General features: G+C 69.5%; 19 protein-coding genes and 1 tRNA gene. 10 read left to right on the forward strand and 10 right to left on the reverse strand.

The features are described 5' to 3' along the window. Positions 1-3 precede the first annotated feature (3 nt). Positions 4-1,260, reverse strand: coding sequence for an MFS transporter (locus IE157_RS07645; protein ID WP_193519613.1), 1,257 nt, complete (start codon positions 1,258-1,260; stop codon positions 4-6). Beyond that, the gene (locus IE157_RS07650) at positions 1,257-2,027 is read right to left on the reverse strand and encodes a siderophore-interacting protein (protein ID WP_318281384.1); all 771 of its coding nucleotides are present in this window, start codon (positions 2,025-2,027) and stop codon (positions 1,257-1,259) included. The genes IE157_RS07645 and IE157_RS07650 overlap by 4 nt, the downstream gene beginning before the upstream one ends. Positions 2,028-2,230: 203 nt before the next feature. On the opposite strand from IE157_RS07650, the gene IE157_RS07655 reads away from it, so the two are divergent. From IE157_RS07655 to IE157_RS07670, 4 genes are all read left to right on the forward strand, one after another. Further along, on the forward strand, positions 2,231-3,793 hold the full coding sequence (locus tag IE157_RS07655) for a pyridoxal phosphate-dependent decarboxylase family protein (protein ID WP_064847264.1): 1,563 nt from the start codon (positions 2,231-2,233) through the stop codon (positions 3,791-3,793). Beyond that, positions 3,790-5,841: a GNAT family N-acetyltransferase gene (locus IE157_RS07660; protein ID WP_193519614.1), complete on the forward strand. Its 2,052-nt coding sequence runs from the start codon at positions 3,790-3,792 to the stop codon at positions 5,839-5,841. Before IE157_RS07655 ends, IE157_RS07660 begins: the two co-directional genes overlap by 4 nt. Further along, on the forward strand, positions 5,838-7,664 hold the full coding sequence (locus IE157_RS07665) for an IucA/IucC family protein (RefSeq protein ID WP_193519616.1): 1,827 nt from the start codon (positions 5,838-5,840) through the stop codon (positions 7,662-7,664). The genes IE157_RS07660 and IE157_RS07665 overlap by 4 nt, the downstream gene beginning before the upstream one ends. A 191-nt stretch (positions 7,665-7,855) precedes the next feature. Further along, on the forward strand, positions 7,856-10,627 hold the full coding sequence (locus IE157_RS07670) for a GNAT family N-acetyltransferase (protein WP_404820609.1): 2,772 nt from the start codon (positions 7,856-7,858) through the stop codon (positions 10,625-10,627). Between the two features lie 226 nt (positions 10,628-10,853). Here IE157_RS07670 and ettA read toward each other — a convergent pair whose 3' ends face one another. Together ettA and IE157_RS07680 are read right to left on the reverse strand one after the other, a co-directional pair. Beyond that, a complete protein-coding gene (gene ettA, locus IE157_RS07675; RefSeq protein ID WP_035962235.1) occupies positions 10,854-12,536 on the reverse strand; it encodes an energy-dependent translational throttle protein EttA in 1,683 nt (560 codons plus the stop codon). A gap of 153 nt (positions 12,537-12,689) precedes the next feature. After that, positions 12,690-13,424, reverse strand: a complete 735-nt coding sequence (locus IE157_RS07680; protein WP_193519620.1) for a single-stranded DNA-binding protein — start codon at positions 13,422-13,424, stop codon at positions 12,690-12,692. A 252-nt stretch (positions 13,425-13,676) separates the two neighbouring features. On the opposite strand from IE157_RS07680, the gene IE157_RS07685 reads away from it, so the two are divergent. Further along, positions 13,677-13,752, forward strand: a tRNA-Arg gene (locus IE157_RS07685). A gap of 219 nt (positions 13,753-13,971) precedes the next feature. Beyond that, positions 13,972-14,568 carry a DUF2231 domain-containing protein gene (locus tag IE157_RS07690; protein ID WP_193519622.1) on the forward strand — a complete coding sequence of 199 codons (597 nt, stop codon included), beginning with the start codon at positions 13,972-13,974 and terminating at the stop codon, positions 14,566-14,568. Here the strand turns inward: IE157_RS07690 and IE157_RS07695 are convergent. Beyond that, entirely contained in the window at positions 14,565-17,636 is a 3,072-nt protein-coding gene (locus IE157_RS07695; RefSeq protein WP_193519624.1) for a bifunctional [glutamine synthetase] adenylyltransferase/[glutamine synthetase]-adenylyl-L-tyrosine phosphorylase, read from the reverse strand. The two genes, IE157_RS07690 and IE157_RS07695, sit on opposite strands and share 4 nt — an antisense overlap. 9 nt (positions 17,637-17,645) lie before the next feature. After that, positions 17,646-18,989 (reverse strand): glutamine synthetase family protein, encoded by a 1,344-nt coding sequence (locus IE157_RS07700; protein WP_035962238.1) that lies wholly within the window; start codon positions 18,987-18,989, stop codon positions 17,646-17,648. Between the two features lie 237 nt (positions 18,990-19,226). On the opposite strand from IE157_RS07700, the gene panB reads away from it, so the two are divergent. After that, positions 19,227-20,081: a 3-methyl-2-oxobutanoate hydroxymethyltransferase gene (panB, locus tag IE157_RS07705; protein WP_098054977.1), complete on the forward strand. Its 855-nt coding sequence runs from the start codon at positions 19,227-19,229 to the stop codon at positions 20,079-20,081. A 60-nt stretch (positions 20,082-20,141) separates the two neighbouring features. Here panB and IE157_RS07710 read toward each other — a convergent pair whose 3' ends face one another. Next, on the reverse strand, positions 20,142-20,318 hold the full coding sequence (locus tag IE157_RS07710) for an SPOR domain-containing protein (RefSeq protein ID WP_144930816.1): 177 nt from the start codon (positions 20,316-20,318) through the stop codon (positions 20,142-20,144). Between the two features lie 183 nt (positions 20,319-20,501). Between IE157_RS07710 and map the strand changes: the two genes are divergently transcribed. Further along, positions 20,502-21,398, forward strand: coding sequence for a type I methionyl aminopeptidase (gene map / locus IE157_RS07715; protein WP_193519626.1), 897 nt, complete (start codon positions 20,502-20,504; stop codon positions 21,396-21,398). A gap of 72 nt (positions 21,399-21,470) precedes the next feature. Next, a complete protein-coding gene (gene ppgK, locus IE157_RS07720) occupies positions 21,471-22,304 on the forward strand; it encodes a polyphosphate--glucose phosphotransferase (protein ID WP_064847240.1) in 834 nt (277 codons plus the stop codon). A 152-nt stretch (positions 22,305-22,456) separates the two neighbouring features. Here the strand turns inward: ppgK and IE157_RS07725 are convergent, their stop codons facing one another. From IE157_RS07725 to IE157_RS07735, 3 genes are read right to left on the reverse strand one after another with little or no spacing between them, the layout of a single operon-like run. After that, positions 22,457-23,362 (reverse strand): Sir2 family NAD-dependent protein deacetylase, encoded by a 906-nt coding sequence (locus IE157_RS07725; protein ID WP_082943447.1) that lies wholly within the window; start codon positions 23,360-23,362, stop codon positions 22,457-22,459. Then, positions 23,362-23,823, reverse strand: coding sequence for a redoxin domain-containing protein (locus IE157_RS07730; protein ID WP_098054971.1), 462 nt, complete (start codon positions 23,821-23,823; stop codon positions 23,362-23,364). The genes IE157_RS07725 and IE157_RS07730 overlap by 1 nt, the downstream gene beginning before the upstream one ends. Before the next feature lie 40 nt (positions 23,824-23,863). Continuing rightward, positions 23,864-24,280, reverse strand: coding sequence for a DUF3052 domain-containing protein (locus tag IE157_RS07735; protein ID WP_193519627.1), 417 nt, complete (start codon positions 24,278-24,280; stop codon positions 23,864-23,866). A 365-nt stretch (positions 24,281-24,645) separates the two neighbouring features. On the opposite strand from IE157_RS07735, the gene aceE reads away from it, so the two are divergent. Then, positions 24,646-26,487: pyruvate dehydrogenase (acetyl-transferring), homodimeric type (gene aceE / locus IE157_RS07740; RefSeq protein ID WP_193519628.1), on the forward strand; the 1,842-nt coding region annotated here is incomplete at its 3' end.

Below are 26,487 nucleotides of genomic sequence, written 5' to 3' on the forward strand. Positions count from 1 at the left end.
CCCTCACGCGCGGCGTGCGAGTAGCGGGTGCGACCGACACACGATCACGCCCGCCACGGACACCGCGAGTCCGAACACGAGTGACGCGCCGTAGCCGGCCATGCCGGCCAGGAACAGGGCCGCCCACGCACCGACGCTCCCGCCGAGCATGCCGATGGAGCTCAGGAGCGTGAAGTCGGCGCCGGCGCACCCGGGACGCGCAAGGTCCAGGTTCACCGCGTAGATGCCCGTGTTCATCACGGTGTAGCCCGCGAGCACGCCGCACGCTCCCACCACGCCCAGCGGCACCTGCAGCCACTGGTCCACGCCCGCACCGGGCCACACGACGGGTGCCAGACACACCCCACCGAGCAATTGGATCCCGGCGCCGAGCAACAGCGTGACGCCGCGCCCGCGCCGTCGGCACAACCGGCCGCCCAGGAGTGCCGCGGCCAGGGCGGGCGCCGCCGCGATCATGGAGGTGACCGCGCCGATGAAGGCCAGTGACCACCCCGCGTCCACGAGTGCCGGGGTCACGAGGGACCACACGGCTGCGGAGCCGAACGTCACCAGGGGGACACCACCGAGCGCCCAGGCCTTGGCCCCCGGTGCAGCCAGCATGCCGAACATCCCGGAGAGCCCGCGGGGTTGCGCGTTCGAGGCCGCGCGCTCCGGTTCCCGGTGCCGCAGCACGGGGACCATCGCGGCCGCGGTGCACAGTGCGAGCGCGATCACCGCGGCCCGCCATCCCCATGCGTCGTAGATCAGCAAGGCCAATCCGCCGCCGATCACGGTCCCGATGTAGCTCGCCCCCACCTGGACCCCCGCACCGAGATCGTGCTGGGAGCGATCGAGACCCCTTACGGACAGCGCGTCCGCCGCGATGTCCTGCGTCGCGGAGAAGAGCACGAACGCCGCGGCCAGGATCACGAGGACCCTCAGACCGTCCTGCGGGTCGGCGAACACCGCCATGGCCAGCAGGGCGAGCACCATGAGGGGTTGCAGCACGAGCAACCACGACCTGTAGTGCCCGCGCGCCCGGCCCGGCGCCCACCGATCGATCAGGGGTGCCCACAGGAACTTCACGGGCCACACGAGGGCGAGCAGCTGCAGGGCGCCCAGGGTCCCCAGGTCCGTGCCGCCGTCGCGCAGGATGCCCACCAGGCCGGTGGACAGGAACGCCGCCCCGATGAACTGCGTGGTGTATAGCGCCCACAGCAGCCCCCAGAACCCACGGTTCGTGCCGATCCCCGCGGGCGCGGACAGGGTCATGGTGCTCATACGTTCCTCCAGTAGGCGGTGGCGTCGATGTGTGTGCGGGGCACGCCGTAGCGGGTGCGCAGGGCCGAGGTCAGCAGGCGGTTCTGCTGCGCCTCCACAGCGATCCAGTACCGGTCCCCCGGTGCGGGCGGATGCGTCTCCCAGTGCGCGAGCACGGCCGCGGCCACGTCCTCCCCCGCGCCGATGTGGTGCACCGTGTGCACCTGGTGGCGCTTCGCTGCGGCCAGGGGCAGGTCGGCGTCGCGCGGGTCGCGGTACTCGAACCACACCTCGACGTCGTGGGTTCCCAACAGCGGGAGCATGGAGTTCAGGGCGGGCAAGCTCGCGGGGTCGCCCACGAGCACCGTGCGTCCCGGGAAATCGGCATCGAGCCCCGGAGCGGGTTCGGCCCCGTGACCGCGGCGCGGTGTCCTGCGCGGCGGCCAGGGCGGGGTGCTGCCGAGCAGCGACGCCCGGATGGTGTCGCCGGGTGCGCACGTGCGAGCCCAGTCGGAGGAGGCGCCGTCGTGCAGGGCGAACTCCATGTCGAAGACGCCCTCGTCCGGGCGTGGGTCGACCACCGTGAACGCCCGCTGGTGGTCCTTGCCGCGGGACGTGAACCACAACCGCAACCACATGGTCGGGAACGGCGTGTGGCGCGCGAGGAACCCCTCGTGCCGCACGGTGATGCGCGTGTAGGTGGGGCCCACGTCGCGGCGACTCACCACCGTGAGCACGGTCTCGGAAGCCCCGAGGGCTCGGACGGCCAGACGTTCCCAGTGGGGCACGGGCGTTCTCCTCGTTCGGCGGGCGGGTCACGGGACACCAGCCCGGAAGGAACCGGCAGGTCGCGAGGCAGTTCTGCTTGTTCCGGGGTGGATCGGGCGGTACACAAGTGCTGAATCTTAGGTTAGCCTAACCTATCAGTAATTGGTTACCACCGTGTAGCTTATTGCATCCGAGTGCCCCCGAACGAAAGCCGAACCGTTCCATGAGTTCATCCCTGCTCCACGCGGACACCGTCACGGACCTCATGCGCGATGTCACCGCAGCCGCGGCCGCCGGTGCGGCGCGCCTGGCCGGCGCGCGACAACCCCACGAACCCGCGAGCCACGACGAGATCGACCGGGCACTGTCGCGGATCGACCTGGACACCCCGCTGCACGACTTCGGCGCCGCGGTGGACGAGCTCGACCGTACGTGGTTGCGCCACGCGGTGTGGTTCCATCACCCCCGGACGCTCGCGCACCTCAATTGCCCGGTGGCGGTGCCCGCGGTCGCCGCGGAGACCCTGGCCGCCACCGTCAACGTCTCGATGGACACGTGGGACCAGTCCAAGGCGGCGACCGTGATGGAACGTTCGCTGCTGACGTGGACGGCGCGGCGCATCGGCTTCCCCGCCGCCGCAGACGGCATGTTCACCCCGGGCGGGACGACCTCCAACCTGCAGGCGCTCATGCTCGCCCGCGACGAATGCCTCGAACGCTCCGCGCGCACCCCGCACGCGGCCCCGCGGCCGGTGCGAGCGGCGTCGTTGCGCATCCTCGCGAGCGCGGAGAGCCACTTCTCGGTCAGTACGGCCGCCCGGATCCTGGGACTCGACGACGACTGCGTGGTCCCGGTCCCGGTCGACGCCGCGGGGGCACTGTCCGTGCCGACGCTGCGTCGAGTGCTGGCGGACCTCGCGACCCAGTCGCTGACCCCCATGGCCGTGGTGGCCACCGCGGGCACCACGGACCGCGGCGCGATCGACCCGCTCGAGGACGTCGCGCAGGTGTGTGCGCAGCACGGGGTCTGGTTCCACGTGGACGCGGCCTACGGCGGCGCGCTGCTGGTCTCCCCCACGCGCCGCGACCGGCTCGCCGGGATCGACCGCGCTGACTCCGTAACCGTGGACTTCCACAAGGCGTGGTTCCAGCCCATCGGGTGCTCCGCCGTGATCGTGCGGGACGGCCACACGCTGCGCCACTGCGCGCATCACGCCGCGTACCTCAACCCGGCGGACACCCCCGAACCCAATCAGGTGGACCGCTCCCTGCAGACCACGCGCCGCTTCGAGGCGCTCAAGCTGTGGGTCACGCTGCGCACGATGGGCCCGGACGCGATCGGCGCGATGTTCGACGCCGTCATCGACCTCGCGGCGCGTGTGGCCCACGAGCTGCGCTCGGACCCGCGCTTCGAGCTCGTGTGCGACCCGTCCCTGAGCACCGTGCTGTTCCGCTGGACACCTCCGGATGCGGGGAACGACGACGCCGCGGGGGCCCCGCTTGCCGCGCACGCCTCTTCCGCCGCACACGCCTCCTCCACCACGGGGAACGGCCCGGACGCGGTCGATGAGACCGCGGACCGCTGGGTGCGCCCGATCCGCCGCGCGGTGTGGGACACCGGCCGCGCCACCGTGGCGGAGACCGAGGTGGCCGGGCGTCCCTGCCTGAAATTCACCCTGCTCAACCCGCAGACGACCCTCGACGACGTCCGGGAGGTCCTGGACCTCATCCACGAGACCGCCCTGTCCCTCACCGCCCACGATCGCACCGGAAAGGCCCGCGCATGACCCCCCGCACGACCGCATCCCACCCCGGCCGTCGGCACGGAACCGAACCGGCACACGACGACTCCAGGCCCGCGGACCAGGGATCGACGCCGTCGGACGCCGCGTCGACTCCCACTGACGCCCCGGGCACCGTTCAGCGTGGCACCCTGGACGACCCCCTGGACCTGCTGTGCGTGGGGGTGGGCCCGTTCGGACTCGGACTCGCATGCCTCACCGACCCTCTGCCGGACGTCCGCGCCGCCTTCCTGGACGCGGCCCCCGGTTTCAACTGGCATCTCGGGTTGCTGTTCGACGACGCCACGCTGCAGGTCCCGTTCCTCGCGGACCTCGTGACCATGGCGGATCCCACCTCGCGGTTCTCGTTCCTGCAGTGGCTCAAGGAGACCGGCGAGCTGTACCCGTTCTACGTCCGTGAGTCCTTCTTCCCGCTGCGGCGGGACTACAACGCCTACTGCCGGTGGGCCGCGCAGCGAGTCCGCGGGGTGTACTGGGGACACCGGGTCACCCAGGTCACCCGCCCGACGGGTGAGGGTCCGTGGCGCGTCACGGCCCGGGCCCGCGGCGTCGAGCACTCGTGGTGGGCGCGCCACCTGGTCGTGGGCACGGGGACGGTCCCCCGCACGCCGGGCGAACTGTCCGGCGTCCCGGGCACCACGGTGCACGCAAGTGAGTACCTGTCCCGCCGGGAGACCCTGGTGAGTGAGGAGCACGTGACCGTGATCGGCTCGGGGCAGTCGGCCGCGGAGGTGTTCCTGGACCTGCTGCACACCCCGGGCGGGCCGGCCGTGGACTGGTTCACCCGTTCACCACGGTTCTACCCCATGGAGTACTCCAAGCTCAGCCTCGAACTGACGTCGCCCGACTACCTCGACCACTTCCGGTCCCTCCCGGAGGCCGAGCGGGACCGGCTCAACGCGTCCCAACCCCAGTTGCACCGCGGCATCTCGGACGCGACGATCGACGCGATCCACGAGGCCCTGTACGTGCGCCGCAACGACCCGGACGCCCCGCCCGTGCGCCTCGTCGCGGCCACCGAACTCGTGGACGCGTGGCACGAGGCCGGGCGCACCGTCCTGCGCTGGCACAATTCGGAAAACCACCACGTGCGCGAGACCGTGACCGATGCCGTCGTCGCGGCCACGGGCTACCGGTCCGCGGCCCCGGACTGGCTCGCACCGGTCCGGGACCAGCTCTCGCTCGACGCCTCAGGGCGGCTCAGCCCCGACCGGTACCACCGGGCCAGCCCGGACGGGACCGTGCACGTACTCAACCACGGCGAGCACACGCATGCGCTCACGGCACCCGACCTGGGGATGGGACCGCTGCGCAACGCGCATGTGCTCGCGCACGTCACGGGCCGCACACCGTACATCACCGAGGACCACACGACGTTCCAGAGTTTCGGCCACGTCCCCCAGCGTCATGTCGCCCCCGCCGTGAGGCCCGACGGCGCGTTCGAGACCCGCGCTCTCGGGCGCGCGTTCACGCTGCGGCCGGTGGACCCGGACGGGGACGCGGCGCTGTTGCACGCGTGGTTGAGTTCCCCGCGTGCGCACGCGTGGGGACTCGTGGGCGCGGACGAGCAGACGATTTCCCGGGAGTACCACAGGATGACCGCGGCGGACGCAGAGGACGCCTGGATCGTCAGCGAACACGACCGCCCGCTCGCGCTGCTCGAGACGTACGACCCCGCCCGCAGCCCCCTGGCCGCGGTGTGGCCGGTCCGCGACGGCGACGCCGGTCTGCACCTGTTCGTGGCACCCACGTCCCGTCCGGTTCCGGGGACCACGCGAGCCGTGATGGCGGCGGCGCTGAACCTGCTGTGGTCGGACCCCGCGGTGCAGCGCGTTCTCGTGGAACCCGACGTCCGCAACGAGCGGATCCGCACGATCAACCGCTGGGCCGGGTTCCGTGAGGTGGGCGAGTGCCACCTGGCGGAGAAGACCGCGTGCGTGAGCGTCGTCGTCCGCGGGGACGGACCGCAGGACCACGTACGGACCGCAGACACGGAAGCCTCCGTGGCCGAGCGCGCGGAGGTGACCCGATGAGCGCCGTCGTCGAAACCCGCATCCCCGATGAACAGCGGGACGTCGCCCCGACGCCCGAGCCCCGGCTGGACCGCCGGGCCGCACGGCGACTGCAGCGGGACGTGCTCGCCAAGATGTTCTCCGAGTTCAGTCACGAACGGTTGCTGCATCCCGCCCCGCACGGCGACGGTTGGACCGTGGCCGACGCCGCCGGGCGCCCGAGTTGGTACTTCGAGGCCACCCGGCACCCGCTCGAGCACTGGGAGGTGGACCCCGCTTCGGTGCGGCGCATCATCCCCGGGGACGCCGGCGAGGAACCGGACGCCCAGCAGGCCGTGCTGGACCTCAAGGACGTCCTGGGACTCACCGACGAGATGCTCCCGCTGTACCTCGAGGACCTGTCCGCAACCATGTACTCGATGGCGCGTCGTCGTGCCGTACCCGCACCGACCGCCGCGGAACTGGCGACCGCGGACCTCGCCGAAGTGGAACGTTTCCTGGACCGGGGACACCCCGGATTCGTCGCAAGCTCGGGCCGGGTGGGCATGGGTGCGTCCGAACAGACGTCATGGGCTCCCGAGGCGGCATACCCCGCCCGGTTGACGTGGCTCGCCGCGCGCCGCAGTCTGTGCACCGTGTCCCTGGGGCAGCACGTGAACGAACGTGACCATGAGGACCGGCACCTCACCGCCGGTGAGCGCGACCGTTTCCGCGCGGCGGTGACCGAGGCCGGCGAGGACCCGGACGAGTACACGTTCCTCCCGGTGCACCCGTGGCAGTGGGAGCACCGCATCCTGCCCGGGATGCTCCCGGACGTGCTGCGGCGCCACCTGATCCTGGTGGGCCGCAGTGAGCACGAGTGGCGCGCGCAACAGTCCGTGCGCACGTTCCTGGACGTGAGCGACCCGGCGCGGGATTACGCCAAGACCGCGCTCGGGGTGCACAGCATGGGGTTCCTGCGCGGACTCTCCCCCGCCTACATGCGCACGATGCCCGCCGTGAGTGACTGGCTGCACGGGATCACCCGGGAGGATCCGTTCCTGCGCGCACGCGGGATCCGGGTGCTGCGCGAGCACGCCGCGGTGGGTTACACCGGGGATGCCCACCACCGCAGCGGTGTGGCCTCCGACCACACCAAACAGTTGGCTGCGCTGTGGCGTGAGTCCCCGGTGCCGATGCTCGAGCCCGGGGAGCACACCGCCAGCTTGGCCGGGGTGTTGCACCGGGACTGCGCCGGGCGGCCCCTCGCGGAAGCGTGGATCGAGCGCTCGGGAGTCACCGCGAGGGACTGGGTGCGCGCCCTGCTCGACGTGTACCTGGTCCCGGTCGCGCACCTCTTGCTGTCCCAGGACATCGCGCTCATGCCCCACAGCGAAAACGTGATCCTGCGCCTGCGCGACGGGTTCCCGGTCGGTGCGTTCTGGAAGGACATCGGGGAGGAAGTCGCGGTGCTCAGCGACCGGCCCCTGCCCGAGGGGATCGAACGCATCCGTTCCGTGGTGGAGCCGGAGCAGCGGGAGCTGTCCATCCACACGGACGTGGTCGACGGCGTCCTGCGGCACCTCGCGGTGCTCCTGCACACCTCCGGCGTGCTCCCCGAACAGGAGTTCTGGGCGCTCGGGGCCAAGGTCCTGGACGAGCACCGCGAGCGCTTCCCCGAACACTGGCGCGAGCTGGACCTGTTCCGGGAGACCTTCGCCCACTCGTGCCTGAACCGGCTGCAACTGCGCAACCCGCAGCGCATGGTGGATCTGGCCGACCAGTCGGCGTCCCTGACCTACGCCGGTCGGTTGAACAATCCGCTGGCCGCATTCCGCTCCCCTGATGCGGGCCCCGCGTCGTGAGCGCACGGTGTTCCGGCGGCGGATCCGCGGGAGCGCGCACCGACGGTGCTGAGCCGGGGCGTGCCTCTCGCGGGTCACGGAGTGTCATGCTCTCTGCCCCCGCGCGGACCGGTTCTGAGCAGTCTGATGCTGGGCGGCCCGGCCCTGAACGGTCCGGCCCCGGCTGGCGGTTGTGGCGCGATCCCTTCGGTGTGCCCCACGTGCAGGCGGACGATCTCACCGCGCTGGCACACGGCCACGGCTACGTGACCGGTGTGGACAGGGCCTGGCACGTGGAGGTGCTGCGTCACCGCGCCGAGGGGCGCTCGGCGGAGCTCGTGGGACCGGACGGGCTCGACGGCGATCACCTCACCCTGGCCGCGGACGTCCCCGGTACGGCCAGACGGTGGTGGGACGCGGCGTCGGCGCGGGACCGGGAGTTCTTCGCCGCGTACGCGCGCGGGATCAGCGAGGCACTGGCCGAGACCTGGCTCGGGACCCCCGAGGTGCGCGAGCTCGGTCTCGCCGAGCGGACCGTGCGGCCGTGGGACCCCTGGACCCCGATGGCCGTGCACCTCGATGCGCACCTGCTCACGGGGAGTCTCCCCGAGCAGCTGTGGCGACGCCGCGTGCGGCGCGAACTCGGCGACACCTGGGTCCCCGTGCTCGATGCCGAATCCCCCGCGGCGGCCGGATCCAATGCGTGGCTCGTTCCGGGCGAGCTGTCCGCGAGCGGCGCACCGCTGCTCGCGGCGGACCCGCACCGCGTCGTGGAGGAGTCGGGGCCCTATCAGCCCGTGTGCCTCTCCACACCGGACGTCCGGGTGCGGGGTCTCGCGCTCGTGGGGTTGCCAGGGGTCCCGCACTTCGGGCGCACCGAAAGCGCCGCGTGGGCCATTACGGCCGCCATGACGACGACGGAACACATTGCGGACCTAGCTGTCGAGAACCGTGACGGCGCGTGGTACCTCGCGACCACGGGTGAACGGCTCGAGCACCGCTCGGTGGTGCTGCGGGCGCGCGGCAGCGTCGAACGGGCCTGTTTGCTCCGCTCGTGCGCGGCGGGGTTCGTGCTGCCGGGCACTCCCGCGGCGGAAGCAGTGCTCGACGCCGCCGTGCCCGGCACCGCGACCACCGTCACCGTGATGTTCCCCGCGCCCACGGCGGACCCTGCGCGGGCGTTCTCCGCATGTCGTGAGCTGCTCTCGGCGCGCACAGCGGACGACGTCATGGAGGCGGTGTCCGGGTGGGCCGTGCCGTGCAACGACGTGGTGGCCGCGGACCGCGACGGCTCATGTCGACACACGGTCACGGGGTCGTTCCTGGGGGCCGCCGAACCGTCCCGACCGCTGCACGGGATCACCGTGCGCGCCAATCAGCGCCCCTCGGACCCCTGTGCTTCGGCCGCGCGGCTCGCGTGCGCGCCCCCGCACCGGGCCCGGCGGGCAACGCACCTGCTCGACGCTGCCGTGGCCGAACACGGTGCCGTGCGTCATGAGGACCTGTTGGCGGCCCAGCTGGACACCGCCGCTCCGCACTGGCCCCCGCTGTTGAGGGAGCTGTTCGCGGACGCGTCTCCGACCGCCGTGTCGGACCCGGTCGCCACCGTGGCGCGGGTGGGTTCCACGGGGCCGGTGCGGACGGCGCCGGAGCTGGACGTGGCGTCAGGACCTGTGGGGGCGCCGTCGGCGGCCGGTGCGGCATCGCAACGGAAGGGGGATTCCCGAACGACGAATGCATCGGCGGAGGCGGCTGACTCCGTCCGTGCGGCGCTGCTCGACTGGGACGGGTCGATGGCGGCGGGGTCCTGGACAGCGTCGTTGTTCGCCGTGTGGCGGGACGCGTTCGTTCACGAGCTCATGCGGACCACCCCGCTATCGGTGCTCTCGGGACCCACAGGCATGCCGACCGTGTGGGACCCGTTCCTGCACGGGCCCGGACGAGTGGGACTCGCGGTGGAGAACATCGTGCGTCACGGCCTTGACCTGGGAGTGGACGTCCGCTGGTGCGCCAGGACGGCCCTCGAACGGGTCGCCCACAAGCACCCGGGTACGGCGCTCCCGCCGTGGGGCGCACTGCATGTCTACACCCCGTGGCGCAGTGACCCGGCCCTGACCGCGGCGGACCCCGTTCCCGTGGGCGGGGACGCGGACTGCCTGCTCGCGGCGGGGACACTACCGGGCACGGGACCCGCGTGCGTGCGTGTCCCCGCTGCGCGGGTGCTGTGGGATCTGGCCGACCCCGCGGCGTCATGGTGGATCACACCCGACCCCGTGGCCCGGGGCGAGTGCACGGAACCGCCGCTGCACCGGTGGTCGCGCGGGGAGATGGATCACGCTCTGCCATGGGTTCCGGCTGGTTCCGTGGGGAGGTCCGGCGCGATGGGTCCAGCCGGTCCGGCCGGCTCGTCCGGTGGATCCATCGACCTGGGCGCACTGCCACCGCTACCGGAACAGTCCGCGCCGGGCCCGCGCGTGACGCTGAGGCCCGTGGATCCGGGGCGGGACGCGGCCGTGATCCACGAATTGGTCCGTGCGCCGCGAGCCCGCTTCTGGGGCATGACGGGGTGGACCCGCGAGCGGGTGCGCGAGGTGTACGAGTACCTGGATGCCTCGCCCACGCATCATGCGTGGCTCCTGGAACTCGACGGCACCCCCATGGGTATCTTCCAGAGCTACGAGCCCCACGCCGATCCGGTGGGCGCGACGTATCGGGTGGAACCCGGGGACCTGGGGGTGCATGTCCTGCTGGCGCCCGTGCGCACCCGCCGCCCGGGACTCACCGCGGCACTCGGGCGTCTCATCATCGCGCAGCTCGCACGCTGCGGCACCCGACGAATCGTGGCGGAACCGGACGTGTCCAACGACCGGGCCGTGGCCCGACTCATCGCCACGGGTTTCGAGCTCGGCCCGACCATCCGGTTACCGGGGAAGACCGGGCAGTTGGCGTTCCTTCGCGTTGACGGGCTCACCGAGTCCCGCTGAGCACGACCGGCAGTCGATTCGGGGCTGACGTTGCGAGCCGCCGCATCCTTGTGGGCTGACCGGGCGGTCGCACGAGCCTGGCTTCATGGGTTTCACCCGGGGCAGAGCGGTCCACGGACACCGCGGTCCGGCCCGCTCCCGAACCGACGCCGCCCCCGGTCACCGCGCGTGCGGTGGCCGGGGGCGCCGGGCCGGTGCGGGCACAGGACCCGCGGTGGCGCCAATGTCAGTCGCGCGTGAGACGACGGTGCGTGAGGCGCTTGGGGCGGGCAGCGTCGGCGCCGAGGCGCTCCACCTTGTTCTCCTCGTACGCGTCGAAGTTGCCCTCGAACCAGTACCAGCGGTCGGGGTTCTCCTCGGTGCCCTCCCACGCGAGGATGTGGGTGGCCACGCGGTCCAGGAACCACCGGTCGTGGGAGACGACCACGGCGCAGCCCGGGAACTCGAGAAGTGCGTTCTCCAAGGAGCCCAGCGTCTCCACGTCGAGGTCGTTGGTGGGCTCGTCCAGCAGCAGCAGGTTGCCGCCCTGCTTCAGCGTCAGCGCCAAGTTCAGGCGGTTGCGCTCACCACCGGAGAGCACGCCGGCCTTCTTCTGCTGATCCGGGCCCTTGAAGCCGAACGCCGAGACGTACGCGCGCGAGGGCATCTCGACCTTGCCCACGTTGATGTAGTCCAACCCGTCCGAGACGACCTCCCACAGGGTCTTCTCCGGGTCCAGGTTCTCGCGGTTCTGGTCCACGTAGGAGATCTGCACGGAATCGCCGATCTTCAGCTCGCCGCCGTCGAGCGGTTCGAGACCCACGATGGTCTTGAACAGGGTGGACTTGCCCACGCCGTTGGGACCGATCACGCCCACGATGCCGTTGCGCGGCAGCGAGAACGAGAGCCCGTCGATCAGGGAGCGGTCCCCGAAGCCCTTCTTGAGGTTGCTGGCCTCGATGACCTGGTTGCCCAGGCGGGGCCCCGGCGGGATCTGGATCTCCTCGAAGTCCAGCTTCCGGGTCTTTTCGGCCTCGGCCGCCATCTCCTCGTAACGCGCCAGACGGGACTTGGACTTGGTCTGGCGGCCCTTGGCGTTGGAACGGACCCATTCGAGTTCGTCCTTGAGACGCTTGGCCTGCTTGGCGTCCTTCTTGCCCTGGATCTCCATGCGCTTGGCCTTGGTGTCCAGGTACGTGGAGTAGTTGCCCTCGTAGGGGTAGAGGCGGCCGCGATCCACCTCGCAAATCCATTCGGCCACGTGGTCCAGGAAGTACCGGTCGTGGGTCACGGCCAGCACCGCACCGGGGTAGGAGGCCAGGTGCTGCTCGAGCCACAGCACGGACTCGGCATCCAGGTGGTTGGTGGGTTCGTCCAGCAGCAACAGGTCCGGCTTCTCGAGCAGCAGCTTGCACAGCGCCACACGACGGCGCTCACCACCGGAGAGCACCTTCACATCCGCGTCCGGCGGCGGGCACCGCAGCGCGTCCATGGCCTGCTCGAGCTGGGAGTCGAGATCCCACGCGTTGGCGGCGTCGATCTCTTCCTGCAGCTTGCCCATCTCTTCCATCAGGGCGTCGAAGTCGGCGTCCGGCTCGGCCATCTCGGCGGAGATCTCGTTGAAGCGGTCGAGCTTGGCCTTGATCTCGCCGACGCCCTCCTCCACGTTGCCCAGGACGGTCTTGTCCTCGTTCAACGGGGGTTCCTGCAAAAGGATGCCCACGGAGTAGCCGGGGCTCAGGCGCGCCTCGCCGTTGGAGGGCTGGTCCAGCCCCGCCATGATCTTCAGAATCGTCGACTTACCTGCGCCGTTCGGCCCCACCACGCCGATCTTGGCGCCGGGGAAGAACGACATGGTGACGTCATCGAGGATGACCTTGTCGCCCACTTTCTTGCGGGCTTTGTTCATGGTGTAGATAAATTCCGCCATACCCTCCAGGCTACCGCGCCGCCGCACCCGCGCGAGCCACGGAGCGACGTCGTTCCCTCACCTCCCGGCGTCGCCGCGCCGCGGTCCCCCGGCCGTGCGGTCCCGGTTCCGGAATCGCTCCCGGGTACGACGACACCGCCTGCCCCCTACTAGTCAGCCACCCGTGGTCGCCCCCTCCAGGTCTGAGGTTTCACGCGTCCGGTCGGCGCCGTCACGGGACTCGTCTTCGGCGTCCTCGTCCATCCCCTCCGTGACACCCAGGGTGTCCCCGACCGCGGCACTGGCGTCGGGAGCGGCCGGGGTCAGGCCGTCGAACGTGTGGTCCTGCTCCCCCACCGCGATCACCGCCCCGGAAGTGAGATCCACGAACCCCTCGTCGGACAGTCCCATCGACCGAGCGGAGCGGTACCGATCGTGCCCGGCGGTCCCGGCGTTCTCGTTCGAGTCCTCCCCGGCGCCGTCCATGCCGGTGTCGTCAGACCCCTGTCCGTCACCCGGCGCGGCACTTGCCGTACCGGCCCCCGGATTCCGCCCGCCCGAGCGGGCAAAGTTGGCCGTGCCGAAGCTCAGGTCATGACCCACGGCCGCCGCATCCACCTGCACGATCGTGCGCGGGCCGGAATCCGACTGCCACTCGTTGATGCTGAGCTTGCCGGTGACCACCACGGGTTGACCGCAGTGCACGCTCGCCATGACGTGCATGGCCAGGGCGCGGAAGCACCGGATCGAGTACCAGTTGGTGCCGGAGTCGTGCCACGTCTGGGTGGCGGCGTCGAAACGGCGGGACGTGGTGGCCAGGCGGAAGCGGGCGGCCATCGTGCCGTCGTCGAAGAGGTGCGACTGCGGGTCCTTGCCCACGAATCCGCGCAGTGTCACGTGTTCGCTCATGGGGTGCTCCTTCATTTGGTCACCCGCGGCCCGAAGGCCGGCGGGTGAGGGGTGAACCCCGCATCGGGGTGAGCCCAGCGTGACGCGTGGGACGCGGCGTCGGCGGTCCGTTCAAGGAGGTGTGGAGAGCCCGATGCCCGGCCGGGCGACGTCGGCCATCTGTGCAGCCCGGACCGCACGGGGTGGCGGAGCAACTCACGTGCGCGAGCGGCTCGGAGGCGTTGCTAAACTGAGTCGTCGCTTCGGCGACCCGCCTCAGTAGCTCAGTGGATAGAGCAGGAGCCTTCTAATCTCTTGGTCGGGGGTTCGACTCCCTCCTGGGGCACCACTCACCAGGCCCGTTCCACCGAAAATCCCGTGGAGCAAAAGCAGCCCAGGGGCGCCCCGGGTTACTTTTGCTCAGTTGAAGCGGGCGGGTCTACTGGAGCAAGCAGCGCCGGGCTGACTGGCTCACTCCACGCAGGACCGGGACACCCCGAGGGGCGGGTGCATTCCCCGCCGCGGGGTGCGAGGATGGCGGGACATCCCACATCTGAGAGGACCGACCATGAACGAGTCCACCCAATCCCCCGCCTCGAATGCCGAGAGCCCCCTGACTCCCCTGATGAAAACGGTCGAGGGCAGCAGTGCCCTGGACCCCTTGGTGGGCTCGGCCGATTCCGTGGCCACCGCCGTGGCCGGGAATCCGACCGTTCGCGACCTCCTGCAGGGCAAGCAGGTGGGCCACGCGCTGCACCCGCTGCTCATCGAGGTGCCCATGGGCACGTGGATGAGCGCGCTCGTGCTCGACCTCATGGGTGGCCGTGACTCCGCCCGTGCCGCGCGGGTGCTCACGGGCGTGGGTGTCCTCTCGGCGGTGCCATCTGCCCTGACCGGATGGGCCGAGTACCACGGGCTGCAGAACCGGGACAAACGTGTGGCCGTGATCCACGCCGGGTCCAACGGCCTGGCCACGGGTCTGCAACTCGCCTCGTGGGTGGCCCGCCGCACCGGACGCCACGGGCTGGGGCGCGTCCTCGCCCTGGGCGGCATGTCCGCCGCCGGCCTGGGCGGTTACCTGGGCGGGCACCTGTCGGTCGCGCGTCAGGTGGGCTCGCGGGACGCGGCCTACGAGGACGGCACGAACGGCCGGGCGCAGAACTAGCGGCCGTAGAACAACCGCTCGAACACCGAGCGGGACTGCCGGGTGATCCGCAGGTAGTCCTCCTCGAGCTGCGCGGCGGAACCGGGTTCGTAGCCGATCCACCGGGCCACGGCCTCGAGGTCCACCCGGCGTGACGGCACGGAATCGGAGGCCCGCCCGGAGCGCAGGACGTTGCCGTTGCGGATGTCCGTGGCAAGTTTCCACGCGTGCTCCAGTACGGCGGCGTCCTCCGGGCCCACGAGGTCGGCGGCCACCGCGGCGTTCAGCGCGGGCAGCGTGGAGGTGGTGCGCAGCTCGGGGACCTCGTGCGCGTGCTGCAGCTGCAGCAACTGCACGAGCCATTCCACGTCCGAGAGCCCGCCCCTGCCCAGCTTCACCTGCCGGGTGGGATCTGCCCCGCGGGGCATCCGCTCGCTCTCCACGCGCGCCTTCATGCGCCGGATGTCCACGAGCTGACGGTCCGTGAATTCGGCCGGGTACCGGAAGCGGTCCACCACACGGAAGAACGCCTGGGCCACGTCCTCGGAACCGGCCATGTACCGGGCGCGGGTCAGGGCCTGGAACTCCCATGTCTGACCCCAGCGCTCGTAGTACTCGGCGTACGAGGCCACCGACCGCACCATGGTGCCCGAGCGCCCTTCCGGACGCAGGTCGTTGTCGATCTCCAGAACCCGTTCGGCAACCACGGGCGGCGTGCACGGTTGTTTCAGGAGCTTGACCATGCGGTTGAGCACGGTTTCCGCGGCACTGCGCGCTTCCCCGGGGTCCGCGTCCGGGGCGGGTGCGTACGCGTACATTACGTCCGCGTCCGAGCCGAAACCGATCTCGCGCCCGCCCTGGCGCCCCATGGCGATCACGAGCACCTCGGCGGGGACAGCGCCGTCGTGCTCGGCCGCGTACTCGGTGCGGGCAAGGTACAGCGCGGCCATCACGGTGGCCTGGTCCACGTCCGAAAGACCCGTCACGGTGGTCTCCACGCTGGCGACGCCGCTCGTGTCCGCGAGCGCGATGCGCAACTGTTCGCGGCGCCGGATCTGGCGCACGGCCCGGATGGCCTCGCCCGGGTCGTGGTGCCGAGCGACCTGCGCGCGCATCTGTGACACGAGCTCGTCCAGGGACCGGGTGGCCAGCTGGGAGTCGTCGCCCAACCACGCCGTCGCCTCGGGAGAGGTTTCGAGCAGGTCCGAGACGTACCGAGAACTCGAGAGGATGTGACACAACCGCTCGGCCGCGGCGTTGGAATCCCGCAGTAATCGCAGGAACCAGGGTGTGTTGCCCAGGGCCTCGCACACCCTGCGCAGGTTGAGCAGACCGGCGTCCGGGTCCACGCCCTCAGCGAGCCAGTCGAGCAGCACCGGCAGCAGCGTGCGCAGGATCTCGGCTCGCCGGCTCACGCCGCGCGAGAGGGCCTCGATGTGTCGCATCGCGGCCTTGGTGTCCTGGTACCCGAGTGCCGCGAGGCGGTCCCGAGCGGCGTCGGTCGTGAGGGTGGTGTCCGCGGGCGCGTTGGCGAGCGCCGCGAGCATGGGACGGTAGAAGATCCGCTCGTGCATGCTGCGCACGGAGCGCTTGGCCGCGTTCCAGTCGCTCACGAGTTTCTGGGCCGTGGGGTGCGTGCGCTCGGCGGCGCCGTCCACGGACCGGGCGACGACGGCCAGTTCCCGTTCGTCGCGCGGCATCAGGTGCGTCCGCCGCATGCGGAACAACTGGATCCGGTGCTCGAGCAACCGCAGCCATCGGTAGTTGAGTCCGAACTCCTCGGCGTCCGCGCGGCCAATGTAGCCACCCGCGCTCAGCGCCGCGAGGGATTCGGTGGTGGCACGCGTGCGGACGGTCTCATCCGAGCGTCCGTGTACGAGTTGTAGCAACTGCACCGTGAACTCGACATCCCGCAGTCCCCCGGGTCCGAGCTTGATCTGCCGGTCCCGGTCCGCCTCAGGGATGTTCTCCGTGACCCTGCGACGCATGGCCTGGACGGATTCCACGAAGCCCTCACGCTCGGCGGATGACCAGATGAACGGCGCGATGGCCGCCTCGTAGCGCCGCCCGAGGTCCTGATCGCCCGCGACGCACCGGGCCTTGAGCAGCGCCTGGAACTCCCAGGACTTGGCCCAGCGCTTGTAATAGCGCACGTGGGAGTCCAGTGTCCGCACGAGCGGCCCGTCCTTGCCCTCGGGCCGTAGGTTCGCGTCCACTTCCCACAACGCCGGCTCGGGACCGGCGGCCATCATGGCCTGCGCGAGGGTGTGGGCCATCTCGGTGGCGATCTCCGTGCTCGTGCTCTCGTCCGGGGTGTCCCCGGCATCGGAGGCCCGGGTCTCCCCGACGTAGACCACGTCCACGTCCGAGATGTAGTTCAGCTCTCGGGCGCCGCACTTGCCCATGCCGATCACCGCGAGCCGTACCTGCTCCACGAGGGCGGGCTCCCAGCGCTCGGCGGCGTGAGCGCGCGCCACCGCCAGGCCGGCCTCGAGGGCGGCCCCGGCGAGGTCCGCGAGTTGCCGGCCGACGGCGGGCATGTAGGCCACCGGGTCCACGGCCCCGACGTCCCGGACGGCCACGCGCGCGAGCCCGCGGCGATAGGCCACGCGCAACGCCTTGTGCGCGTCCTGTCCCGTGAGCGATGCCACCGGGGTGTCCGCCTGCGGATCGGCGCCCACGGATTCGAGCAGCGCCGCACGGAAGACCTCCGCGCGGTCCGCCCTCGGCTCGTCCACGGGCGGGATGTCCAGCAGGTCCAGGTTCTCGGGGGCGCGCAGCAGGAACTCCCCCAACGCCTCGGACGCACCCAGCAAGCGGAACATGGTCTCGGACTCTCGGGGGTCCCCGTTGATTCGCCGCGCGACCTCCGGGTGGTTCTCGATGAGCCGCACGATGAGCTGCAGCGCCACGTCCGGCGACGCCGCGTGGGCCAGTCCCGCGAGCAGCGCGGACAAGTCCACGCCGTCCAGTTCCCGGAACCCCAGCCAGCGCCGGGCATTCGTGACGTCCGCGAAACCGATCGAGATCAGTTGCTTGGCCGAGATCTTCTCCGCGCGCTCCTTGGCGGTACCCGGGGTGTCAGTCATGGTCTGCCCCTACAGGATGCCCAGGTTGGTCCGCAGTTCGTAGGGCGAGACCTCCTGGCGGTACTGATCCCAGTCGCGGCGCTTGTTGCGCAGGAAGTACTCGAAGACCTGCTCGCCCAGCAGCTCCGCCATGAACTCCGATTCCTCGGTCAGCCGGATCGCGTCGTGGAGGCTGCCCGGCAGGGGTTGGTGGCCCACGGCGCGGCGCTCGGCGCTGCTCATGGCGAACACGTCGTCCATCTCCACGGGCGGCAGCTCGTACTCGTTCTCGATCCCCTTGAGCCCCGCCCCCAGCAGCGCGGCGTAGGACAGGTACGGGTTCGTCGCGGAGTCGATCCCCCGGTACTCGATCCGGGAGGACTGCACCTTGTCCGGCTTGTAGAGCGGCACACGCACCAGCGCCGAGCGGTTGTTGTGGCCCCAGGACATGTACGACGGCGCTTCGTCACCGGCCCACAGTCGCTTGTAGGAGTTCACGAACTGATTGGTCACGGACGTGAACTCAGGGGCGTGACGCAGCAGCCCGGCGATGAAGTGCCGCCCGGTTTCGGAGAGCCGGAACTCGGCCCCGGCCTCGTAGAACGCGTTGGTGTCCCCTTCGAACAGGGAGAAGTGCGTGTGCATCCCCGAGCCGGGGTGGCGGGAGAACGGCTTGGGCATGAAGGTCGCGTAGATCCCCTGGGACAGGGCCACCTCGCGCACCACGGTGCGGAACGTCATGATGTTGTCCGCGGTCTGCAGCGCGTCCGCGTAGCGCAGGTCGATCTCGTTCTGACCCGGTCCGGCCTCGTGGTGCGAGAACTCCACGGAGATGCCCACCGATTCGAGCATGTTCACCGCGGTGCGGCGGAAGTCTTGGACCACTCCCCCCGGGACGTGATCGAAGTACCCCTCGTAGTCCACCGGTACGGGTTCGCCGGTGCGCGGGTCCAGCTCGGGCGAGCGCAACAGGTAGAACTCGATCTCGGGAGCGGTGTAGCACGTGAAGCCCATGTCCGAGGCCTTGGCGAGCACGCGGCGCAGAACCCCGCGGGGATCCGCCGCGGAGGGCTCACCGTCCGGGGTCTTCAGGTCGCAGAACATCCGGGAGGTCGGCTCGTCCTCCCCGCGCCACGGCAGCAACTGAAACGTGGAGGGATCCGGTTGCAGGAGCATGTCGGACTCGAAGATCCGCGACAGCCCCTCGATCGAGGAGCCGTCGAACCCGAGGCCCTCCTCGAACGCGGCCTCCACCTCAGCGGGTGCCAGCGCAATGGACTTGAGGGTTCCCACGACGTCCGTGAACCACAACCGGACGAACCGGACGTCCCGGTCCTCGATGGTGCGCAGAACGAATTCTTGCTGACGGTCCATGGGTCCACCTCGGATTCCTGGGGCGTGTGACACAGCGGCTGCGGGCTCAGGCGCCGGGGTCATGCCCGGGACGAGCCACGTCACAACTGTATCGGTCGCAGCAGCGTTCCCCGCGCCCGTCTCCCCCATCTGTCCGCTTGCGTGTTCCCGCCCCGGTCCGCACGGCGATCGGGTCGCCGAGCCAGTGCCGCTCCCCGCCCGGAACCCCTGGGCCCGACCGGCCGGTACCCTGACACCATGAGCGAAACGCAGCCTTCGTCCGGTTCCCCCGCCGAGAAATCCCTCGCCCAGATCGCCCGCGTGCGGACCCTGCACCTGCAACGTGCCAAGGACGCCGGGGAGAAGTTCTCCATGCTCACGAGCTACGACACGCTCACCGCGGGGATCTTCGACCGAGCCGGCGTGGACGTCCTGCTCGTGGGTGATTCACTCGGCAACACGGTGCTCGGACACGAGTCCACCCTGCCGGTCACGCTCGAGCACATGATCACGTTCTCCGCCGCGGTCGTGCGCGGCGTACAGCGCAGCCTCGTGGTCGTGGACCTGCCCTTCGGCTCGTACGAGGAGTCCCCGGATCAGGCCGTGCGCAGCGCGGCGCGGATCATGAAGGAGTCCGGCGCGCACGCCGTGAAGATCGAGGCGGGGGAAGCGCTCGCGGAGCACCTGGCCGCCGTGGTGCGCGCTGGGATCCCTGTCATGGGTCACGTCGGATTCACCCCGCAGTCCGAGCATGCGCTGGGCGGGTTCCGGATCCAGGGCCGCGGCGAGGCCGGGGAGCAGCTACTGCGCGACGCCCGTGCCGTGCAGGACGCCGGGTGCTTCGCCGTCGTCCTGGAAATGGTGTCCGCGGACGCCGCGGCACGAGTGGAGGACGAGCTGCGGATCCCCACGGTGGGGATCGGCGCCGGGAATGTGACCACCGGCCAGGTGCTCGTGTGGCAGGACATGCTGGGGTTGCGCACCGGGAAGATGCCGCGCTTCGTCAAGCAGTACGCGCAGCTCGCTCAGGTCGCCGACGACGCCGTGCGCGGCTACGTGGCCGACGTCCGCTCCGGTGCGTTCCCGGCCGAGGAGCACTCCTACCGGGGGTGACGCCCGGGTCGCCCCGAACCAGAATGGGACCGGGCGACGTCGCCGCCCGGCCCTACAGGGTCAGTCACCCTTGAACGCGGCGTCCTCCTCGTCCCAGCGCTTGGTGTTCTCCGCGGCGCGCTCGAGGGCGCGCGAGGCCTCCTCGCGGGTCGCGTAGGGGCCCATGAGCTTGCGGTAGTCGTCCTTGGGGCCTTCCTCGACCTGCTTGGTGTAGAGGTTGTACCAGTACTCGGCCATGATCTTCCTCCCTGTGCGGCGCCGTGCGCCGTACACCCGCCCCGCGGCGGGGTCGCGAACCTTCCCGGCCGGACGGGCCCGGGACTCAAGGATTAGGCTAGTTGCTGAACCAGGTGTTCGGGGCGCCTTGACGCCTCACAGCACGAACACGCCCGCGATCGCCGCAGGAGGCAATGACCCATCGTGACCACGCACAATCTCGCACCAGCACCCGGATCCACCGCACCGCGCGGCGCGCTGCGCCCCGGGAACCTCACCCCGCGGCGCCACGTCCCGGGCGGGATCGAGCGGCCGGAGTACGTGGGACGCCGGGACGCGAACGAGGGTCACGCCTCCAACGTGTACACCCCCGAAGAGATCGAGCTGGTGCGCGAGGCCGGCCGGATCGCCGCCCGTGCGCTGCAGGCCGCAGGCGCGGAGGCCAAGCCCGGCGTGACCACGGATGAACTGGACCGGATCGCGCACGAGTACATGTGTGATCACGGGGCATACCCCTCGTGCCTCGAGTATCGCGGGTTCCCCAAGTCCATCTGCACGTCACTCAACGAGGTGATCTGTCACGGCATCCCCGATTCCACCGTGCTCGAGGACGGGGACATCATCAACCTGGACGTCACCGCGTACAAGAACGGCATGCACGGGGACACCAATGCCATGTTCCTGGTGGGTGACGTGGACGAGGACTCCCGCCTGCTCGTGGAACGCACGTACGAGGCGATGAACCGCGGGATCAAGGCCGTGCGTCCCGGGCGTGAGATCAACGTGATCGGGCGCGTCATCGAGAAGTACGCCAAGCGGTTCGACTACGGGGTCGTGCGCGACTTCACCGGGCACGGCGTGGGGCGCGAGTTCCACACGGGTCTGATCGTCCCGCACTACGACGCCGCCCCGTCCTACGACACCGAGATGGTCCCGGGAATGATCTTCACGATCGAACCCATGCTGACCCTCGGTTCCATCACGTGGGACCAGTGGTCCGACGACTGGACCATCACGACCCACGACAAGATGCGCACTGCACAGTTCGAACACACCATGGTCGTGACCGATGACGGCGTGGAGATCCTCACCCTCCCGTAAGATCGAGCGACGGGGCGGGCTGCGTCGCGTCCACCTCCGCATAGTTTCCACCGTGAACCGAAGGGACCGTTCATGAGCTCAGGTACTCCGCAGGGTGTCGTATCGCAGTGTGGCATCGGAATCGACATTGGTGGTACCGGCACCAAGGGTGGGATCGTGGATCTCGCCACCGGCCAACTCGTGGGTGAACGGTTCCGCATCCCCACGCCGCAGCCCGCCACGCCGGAAGCCGTGGCCGGCGTCGTCAAGCAGATCGTGGACGAACTGCAGTCCCGCCCCGAGGCCCCGGCCCCGGACAGCCACGTGGGCATCGTTTTCCCCGCCATCATCAAGAACGGGGTGGCGCTGTCCGCGGCGAACGTGGACAAGTCGTGGATCAACACGAACGTGGATGCTCTCATGACCGAGACGCTGGGCCGTGAGGTCGAGGCCCTCAACGACGCCGACGGCGCCGGGCTCGCCGAAGCGCACTACGGCGCAGGCAAGGGCAAGGAAGGCCTGGTCATGGTGATCACCCTGGGCACAGGGATCGGTTCCGCGATGATCCTCAACGGCCAACTGGTCCCCAACGCCGAGCTCGGTCACCTGGAGATCGACGGCTTCGATGCCGAGACCAAGGCCTCGGCCGCCGCCCGGGAACGCGAGCAGCTGCCCTGGAAGAAGTGGGCCAAGAAGCGGCTGCAGCGGTACTTCTCCCACGTGGAGTTCCTGTTCTCCCCGTCCCTGTTCGTGATCGGGGGCGGTGTGTCCAAGAACTCGGAGAAGTTCCTGCCCTACCTCGAACTGCGGACACCGGTAGAGATCGCCGCGCTGCGCAACAACGCCGGCATCGTGGGTGCTGCGCTGTGGGCCCAGCAGTGCCGAGACGCCCAGGCCGCCAAGCCGGTCATCGACCCCGTGAAGTGACGGACGCCCGTCCCGGGCCGTGGAGATCCTCCGCGCTCGGGACGGTACCGACCCGCCCTGGAAATGGGTGAGACCCCGAAGGTGACCGCGGCTTCCCCTCCGCGGACCCTCGGGGTCTCGTATTGAGAGTCTAAGTACTCAACGCATTCGGATCAAGCTGTCAGGTGGTCGCCCAGGTCGGCGAGGAATTCCCCCACGGGAGCGTCCACCTTCACGGTGGCCATCGAGTCCCCTCCGGTGACGCCGTGGTTGACGATCACCACGGGGATCCCCTCTCGGTCTGCTTGCCGCACGAACCGGCGTCCGGAGTTCACGGTCAGCGACGATCCCGCCACGAGTAGCGCCTCGGACCGCGCGACCATGCGCCGCGCCAGGGCCACGCGGTGCGACGGCGCGTTCTCCCCGAAGAACACGACATCCGGTTTCAGCACCCCCTGGCACACGGGGCAGTCCCACACACGGAAACCGCCGGTGTGCTCCACGGTGGCGTCCGCGTCCGGGGCGTATTCGATGTCGTCCGCCGAGGCCATGCCGTCGTAGAACCCGGGGTTCAACTCGTCCAGGTAGCGCGAGACCTGTTCCCGGGGGAACCGGGACGAGCACGAGGTGCACAACACCCACGCGTAGGTGCCGTGCAGGTCCACCACGGCCACGGAGCCGGCTTTCTGGTGCAGCCGGTCGATGTTCTGGGTGATGATCCCGTCCACCAGACCGGCGGCCTCGAGCCGGGCCAGCGCCTCGTGGGCGGCGGACGGTTGTGCCCGGGCCACGAAGTGCCAGCCGTACTGGTTACGGGCCCAGTAGTGCCGGCGACTCGCCACATTGCCCATGAACTCCTGGTATGTCATGGGGGAACGAGGTTTGGCGCCCGGGCCGCGGTAGTCGGGGATCCCGGACGGGGTGCTCACCCCCGCGCCCGTGAGCACCGCGATCTGCTTGCCCCGTAGCACCTCGAGAACGCGCGGCAGACCGTCCCGGGCGTTCAGTGCATGGGGATCGGGGAAGAGGCTCTCGTCCACCGGTGCGCCGTAACCGGCGCGCAGTACTCGCAGGGGCATCAGGACCGGGGCAGGTTCTCGAGGACGCCCCGCAGTCGATCCCATTCCCGGGCCTGGGTGATGTCGGCGGAGCTGACGTCACGGATGATCCCGCGGGCGTCGATGGTGATGGTGTGGCGCTGGGCGCACCCTGCGTCTTCGTCCAGGACACCGTAGCGGCGGGCCACGTCCCCGTGGGGCCAGTGATCGGAGAGCATCTGGAAGTCGTAGGACTCCTGCCGCGCGAACGCGTCCAATGCGAAGTGGCTGTCCGTGGAAATACACACCACGACGGCGTCGAACTCATCGAACATGTCCGCGTGATCCTGCAGATGGCACAACTCGTCCGTGCAGATCGGCGAGAACGCGTAGGGGAAGAACACGAGCACGACCGGCGCACCCCGGTAGTCGCCCAGGGAGCGGGACTCGCCGTGACGGTCCTGGAGGGTGAAGTCCGGCGCGGTGGATCCGATCGCACTCATGAGAGCCCTTCCTGCCGCGCGGGAGCGCCGCGGCGCGCGCTCAGAAATTTCGTTTGGGAGTCAGGCGGGAGACGGACCAGTCCGGGGAGACCCGTGCCGCGCTCGTGACGTGCAGACCGGCGGTCGAGGCCGCTTCCTGGATGTCAGCGGGAGAGACGTGGTCCTGGCGGCCGGCCTTGGGCGTCAGCAACCACACGACACCGCCGTCGTCGAGGGTGGTCTGGACGTCCACGAGCTCGTCCACCAGATCGCCGTCCCCGTCACGCCACCACAGCACGACGGCGTCCACGACCTCTTGGGCGTCCTCGTCGAAGAGCTCCGAGCCGATCGCGTCCTCGATCCGCTCGCGCAGATCCGCGTCGACATCGTCGTCGTAACCGAATTCCTGGACGTAGTCGCCGTCGTTCAGATTCAGTTGCGCCGCAATGCTCTCCTCGGGGGCTTTCGCCTCGCTCACCGTAACTCTCCTTCACTGCTGTCTCGCGCGGGGCCGGACCGTCGGCTCAACGACGCTGCCGGACCTCACCCTCACCGTGACGGGGATGTCAACGGTGCGTAATAAAGACAACACTGGATTGTCCCCGCGTTCAAGCCACACCACGAACCGCGGGGCGAATCGGGTGACTTGTGACACGTTCCACACTCGTGGCGGCCCGGCGCAGGCGGTGTGACGCGTGAAACGGTGTGGTCACTGCCGGTGACGCCATCGCGTGTGACACGATGAAAGGACGACGGCATCGGCCTGTCCGAGCACCCGCCGCCTGACACACCGCTCCGACACCGGGGATCCCGTGACACGGAGCTGACGATAGAGAGGTTCTCGTGTCTTCCGACAGCAATCACCACATTTTGAGTGGGTTGACGAATAATCTTCAGGACGCTGATGTTCAGGAGACGCAGGAGTGGATCGAGTCGTTTGACGCGTTGATCCAGGCGCAGGGTACCGCGCGGGCGCAGTACGTGATGCGGGCGTTGTTGCAGCACGCGGGCACGCATTCGGTGGGTGTGCCGATGGTGACGACGTCGGATTATGTGAACACGATCCCGGTGGATCAAGAACCCGAGTTCCCCGGTGATGAGGAGATCGAACGCCGCTACCGGGCTTTCCTGCGCTGGAACGCGGCGGTGATGGTCCACCGCGCTCAACGCCCGGAAGTCTCCGTTGGCGGGCATATCTCCTCTTACGCGGGGGTGGCGACGTTGTATGAGGTGGGGTTGAACCACTTCTTCCGCGGACCTGACCATCCCGGGGGCGGGGATCAGGTGTTCTTCCAGGGTCATTCCTCCCCCGGTAACTACGCCCGCGCCTACCTCGAGGGCCGGCTCACGGAGGAGCAGTTGGATGGGTTCCGGCAGGAGAAGACCCACGCCCCCAACGGGTTGCCCTCGTACCCGCATCCGCGGTGTTTACCGGATTTCTGGCAGTTCCCCACCGTGTCGATGGGGATCGGGCCGATGAACGCGATCTACCAGGCCCAGTTCAACCGGTACCTGCACAACCGCGGTATCAAGGACACCTCCGACCAGCACGTGTGGGCGTTTTTGGGGGACGGGGAGATGGATGAACCCGAATCCCGTGGTGTGCTGCAGTTAGCGGCGAATGAGAAGTTGGACAACCTCACTTTCGTGATCAACTGCAATCTGCAACGCTTGGATGGTCCGGTACGCGGGAACGGGAAGATCATCCAGGAGCTGGAAGCGTTCTTCCGCGGTGCGGGGTGGAATGTGATCAAGGTCGTGTGGGGCCGGGAATGGGACGCCTTACTGGAGGCGGATCACACCGGGGAGTTGGTGCGGATTATGAACGAGACCCTGGACGGGGACTACCAGACCTTCAAAGCCGAATCCGGTGGGTTCGTCCGTGACCACTTCTTCGCCCGCTCCGCAGCCACCAAAGAGCTGGTGGCCGATTACACGGATGAGCAGATCTGGAACCTCAAGCGCGGCGCCCATGACTACCGCAAGGTGTATGCGGCGTACAAGGCGGCGGTGGAACACACCGGCCAGCCCACGGTGATCCTGGCCCAAGGCGTCAAGGGCTACGGGTTGGGTCCGCACTTCGAGGCCCGTAACGCCACCCACCAGATGAAAAAACTCACCCTCGAAGACCTCAAGGCCTTCCGGGATCACTTACGGATCCCGATCAGTGATGAGCAACTGGACTCGGATCTCTACAACGCCCCCTACTACCACCCCGGACCCGACTCCCCCGAAATCAAGTATTTGTTGGAGCGCCGTCAGGAGTTGGGGGGGTTCCTCCCGGATCGCCCCCACACCCAGCAGGCGATCACCTTGCCCTCGGACAAAGCCTTCGCGTCGGGGAAGAAGGGTTCGGGCAAACAACTGGCGGCCACGACCATGGCGTTCGTGCGGATCCTCAAAGACCTGATGCGGGAGAAGGACTTCGGGCACCGCATCGTACCCATCGTCCCGGACGAGGCCAGGACGTTTGGGATGGACTCCTTCTTCCCGACCGCGAAGATCTATAACCCCAACGGGCAGAACTACCTCTCCGTGGACCGCGAACTGATGCTCGCGTACAAGGAATCCGCCCAGGGTGTGATCCTGCACCCGGGGATCAACGAGGCCGGGGCCACCGCTGCGTTCACCGCCGCGGGCACCTCCTACGCCACCCACGGTGAAACCATGATCCCGGTGTACATC

It is taken from the genome of Kocuria marina (assembly GCA_014652975.1).
Lineage (GTDB): Bacteria > Actinomycetota > Actinomycetes > Actinomycetales > Micrococcaceae > Kocuria > Kocuria marina.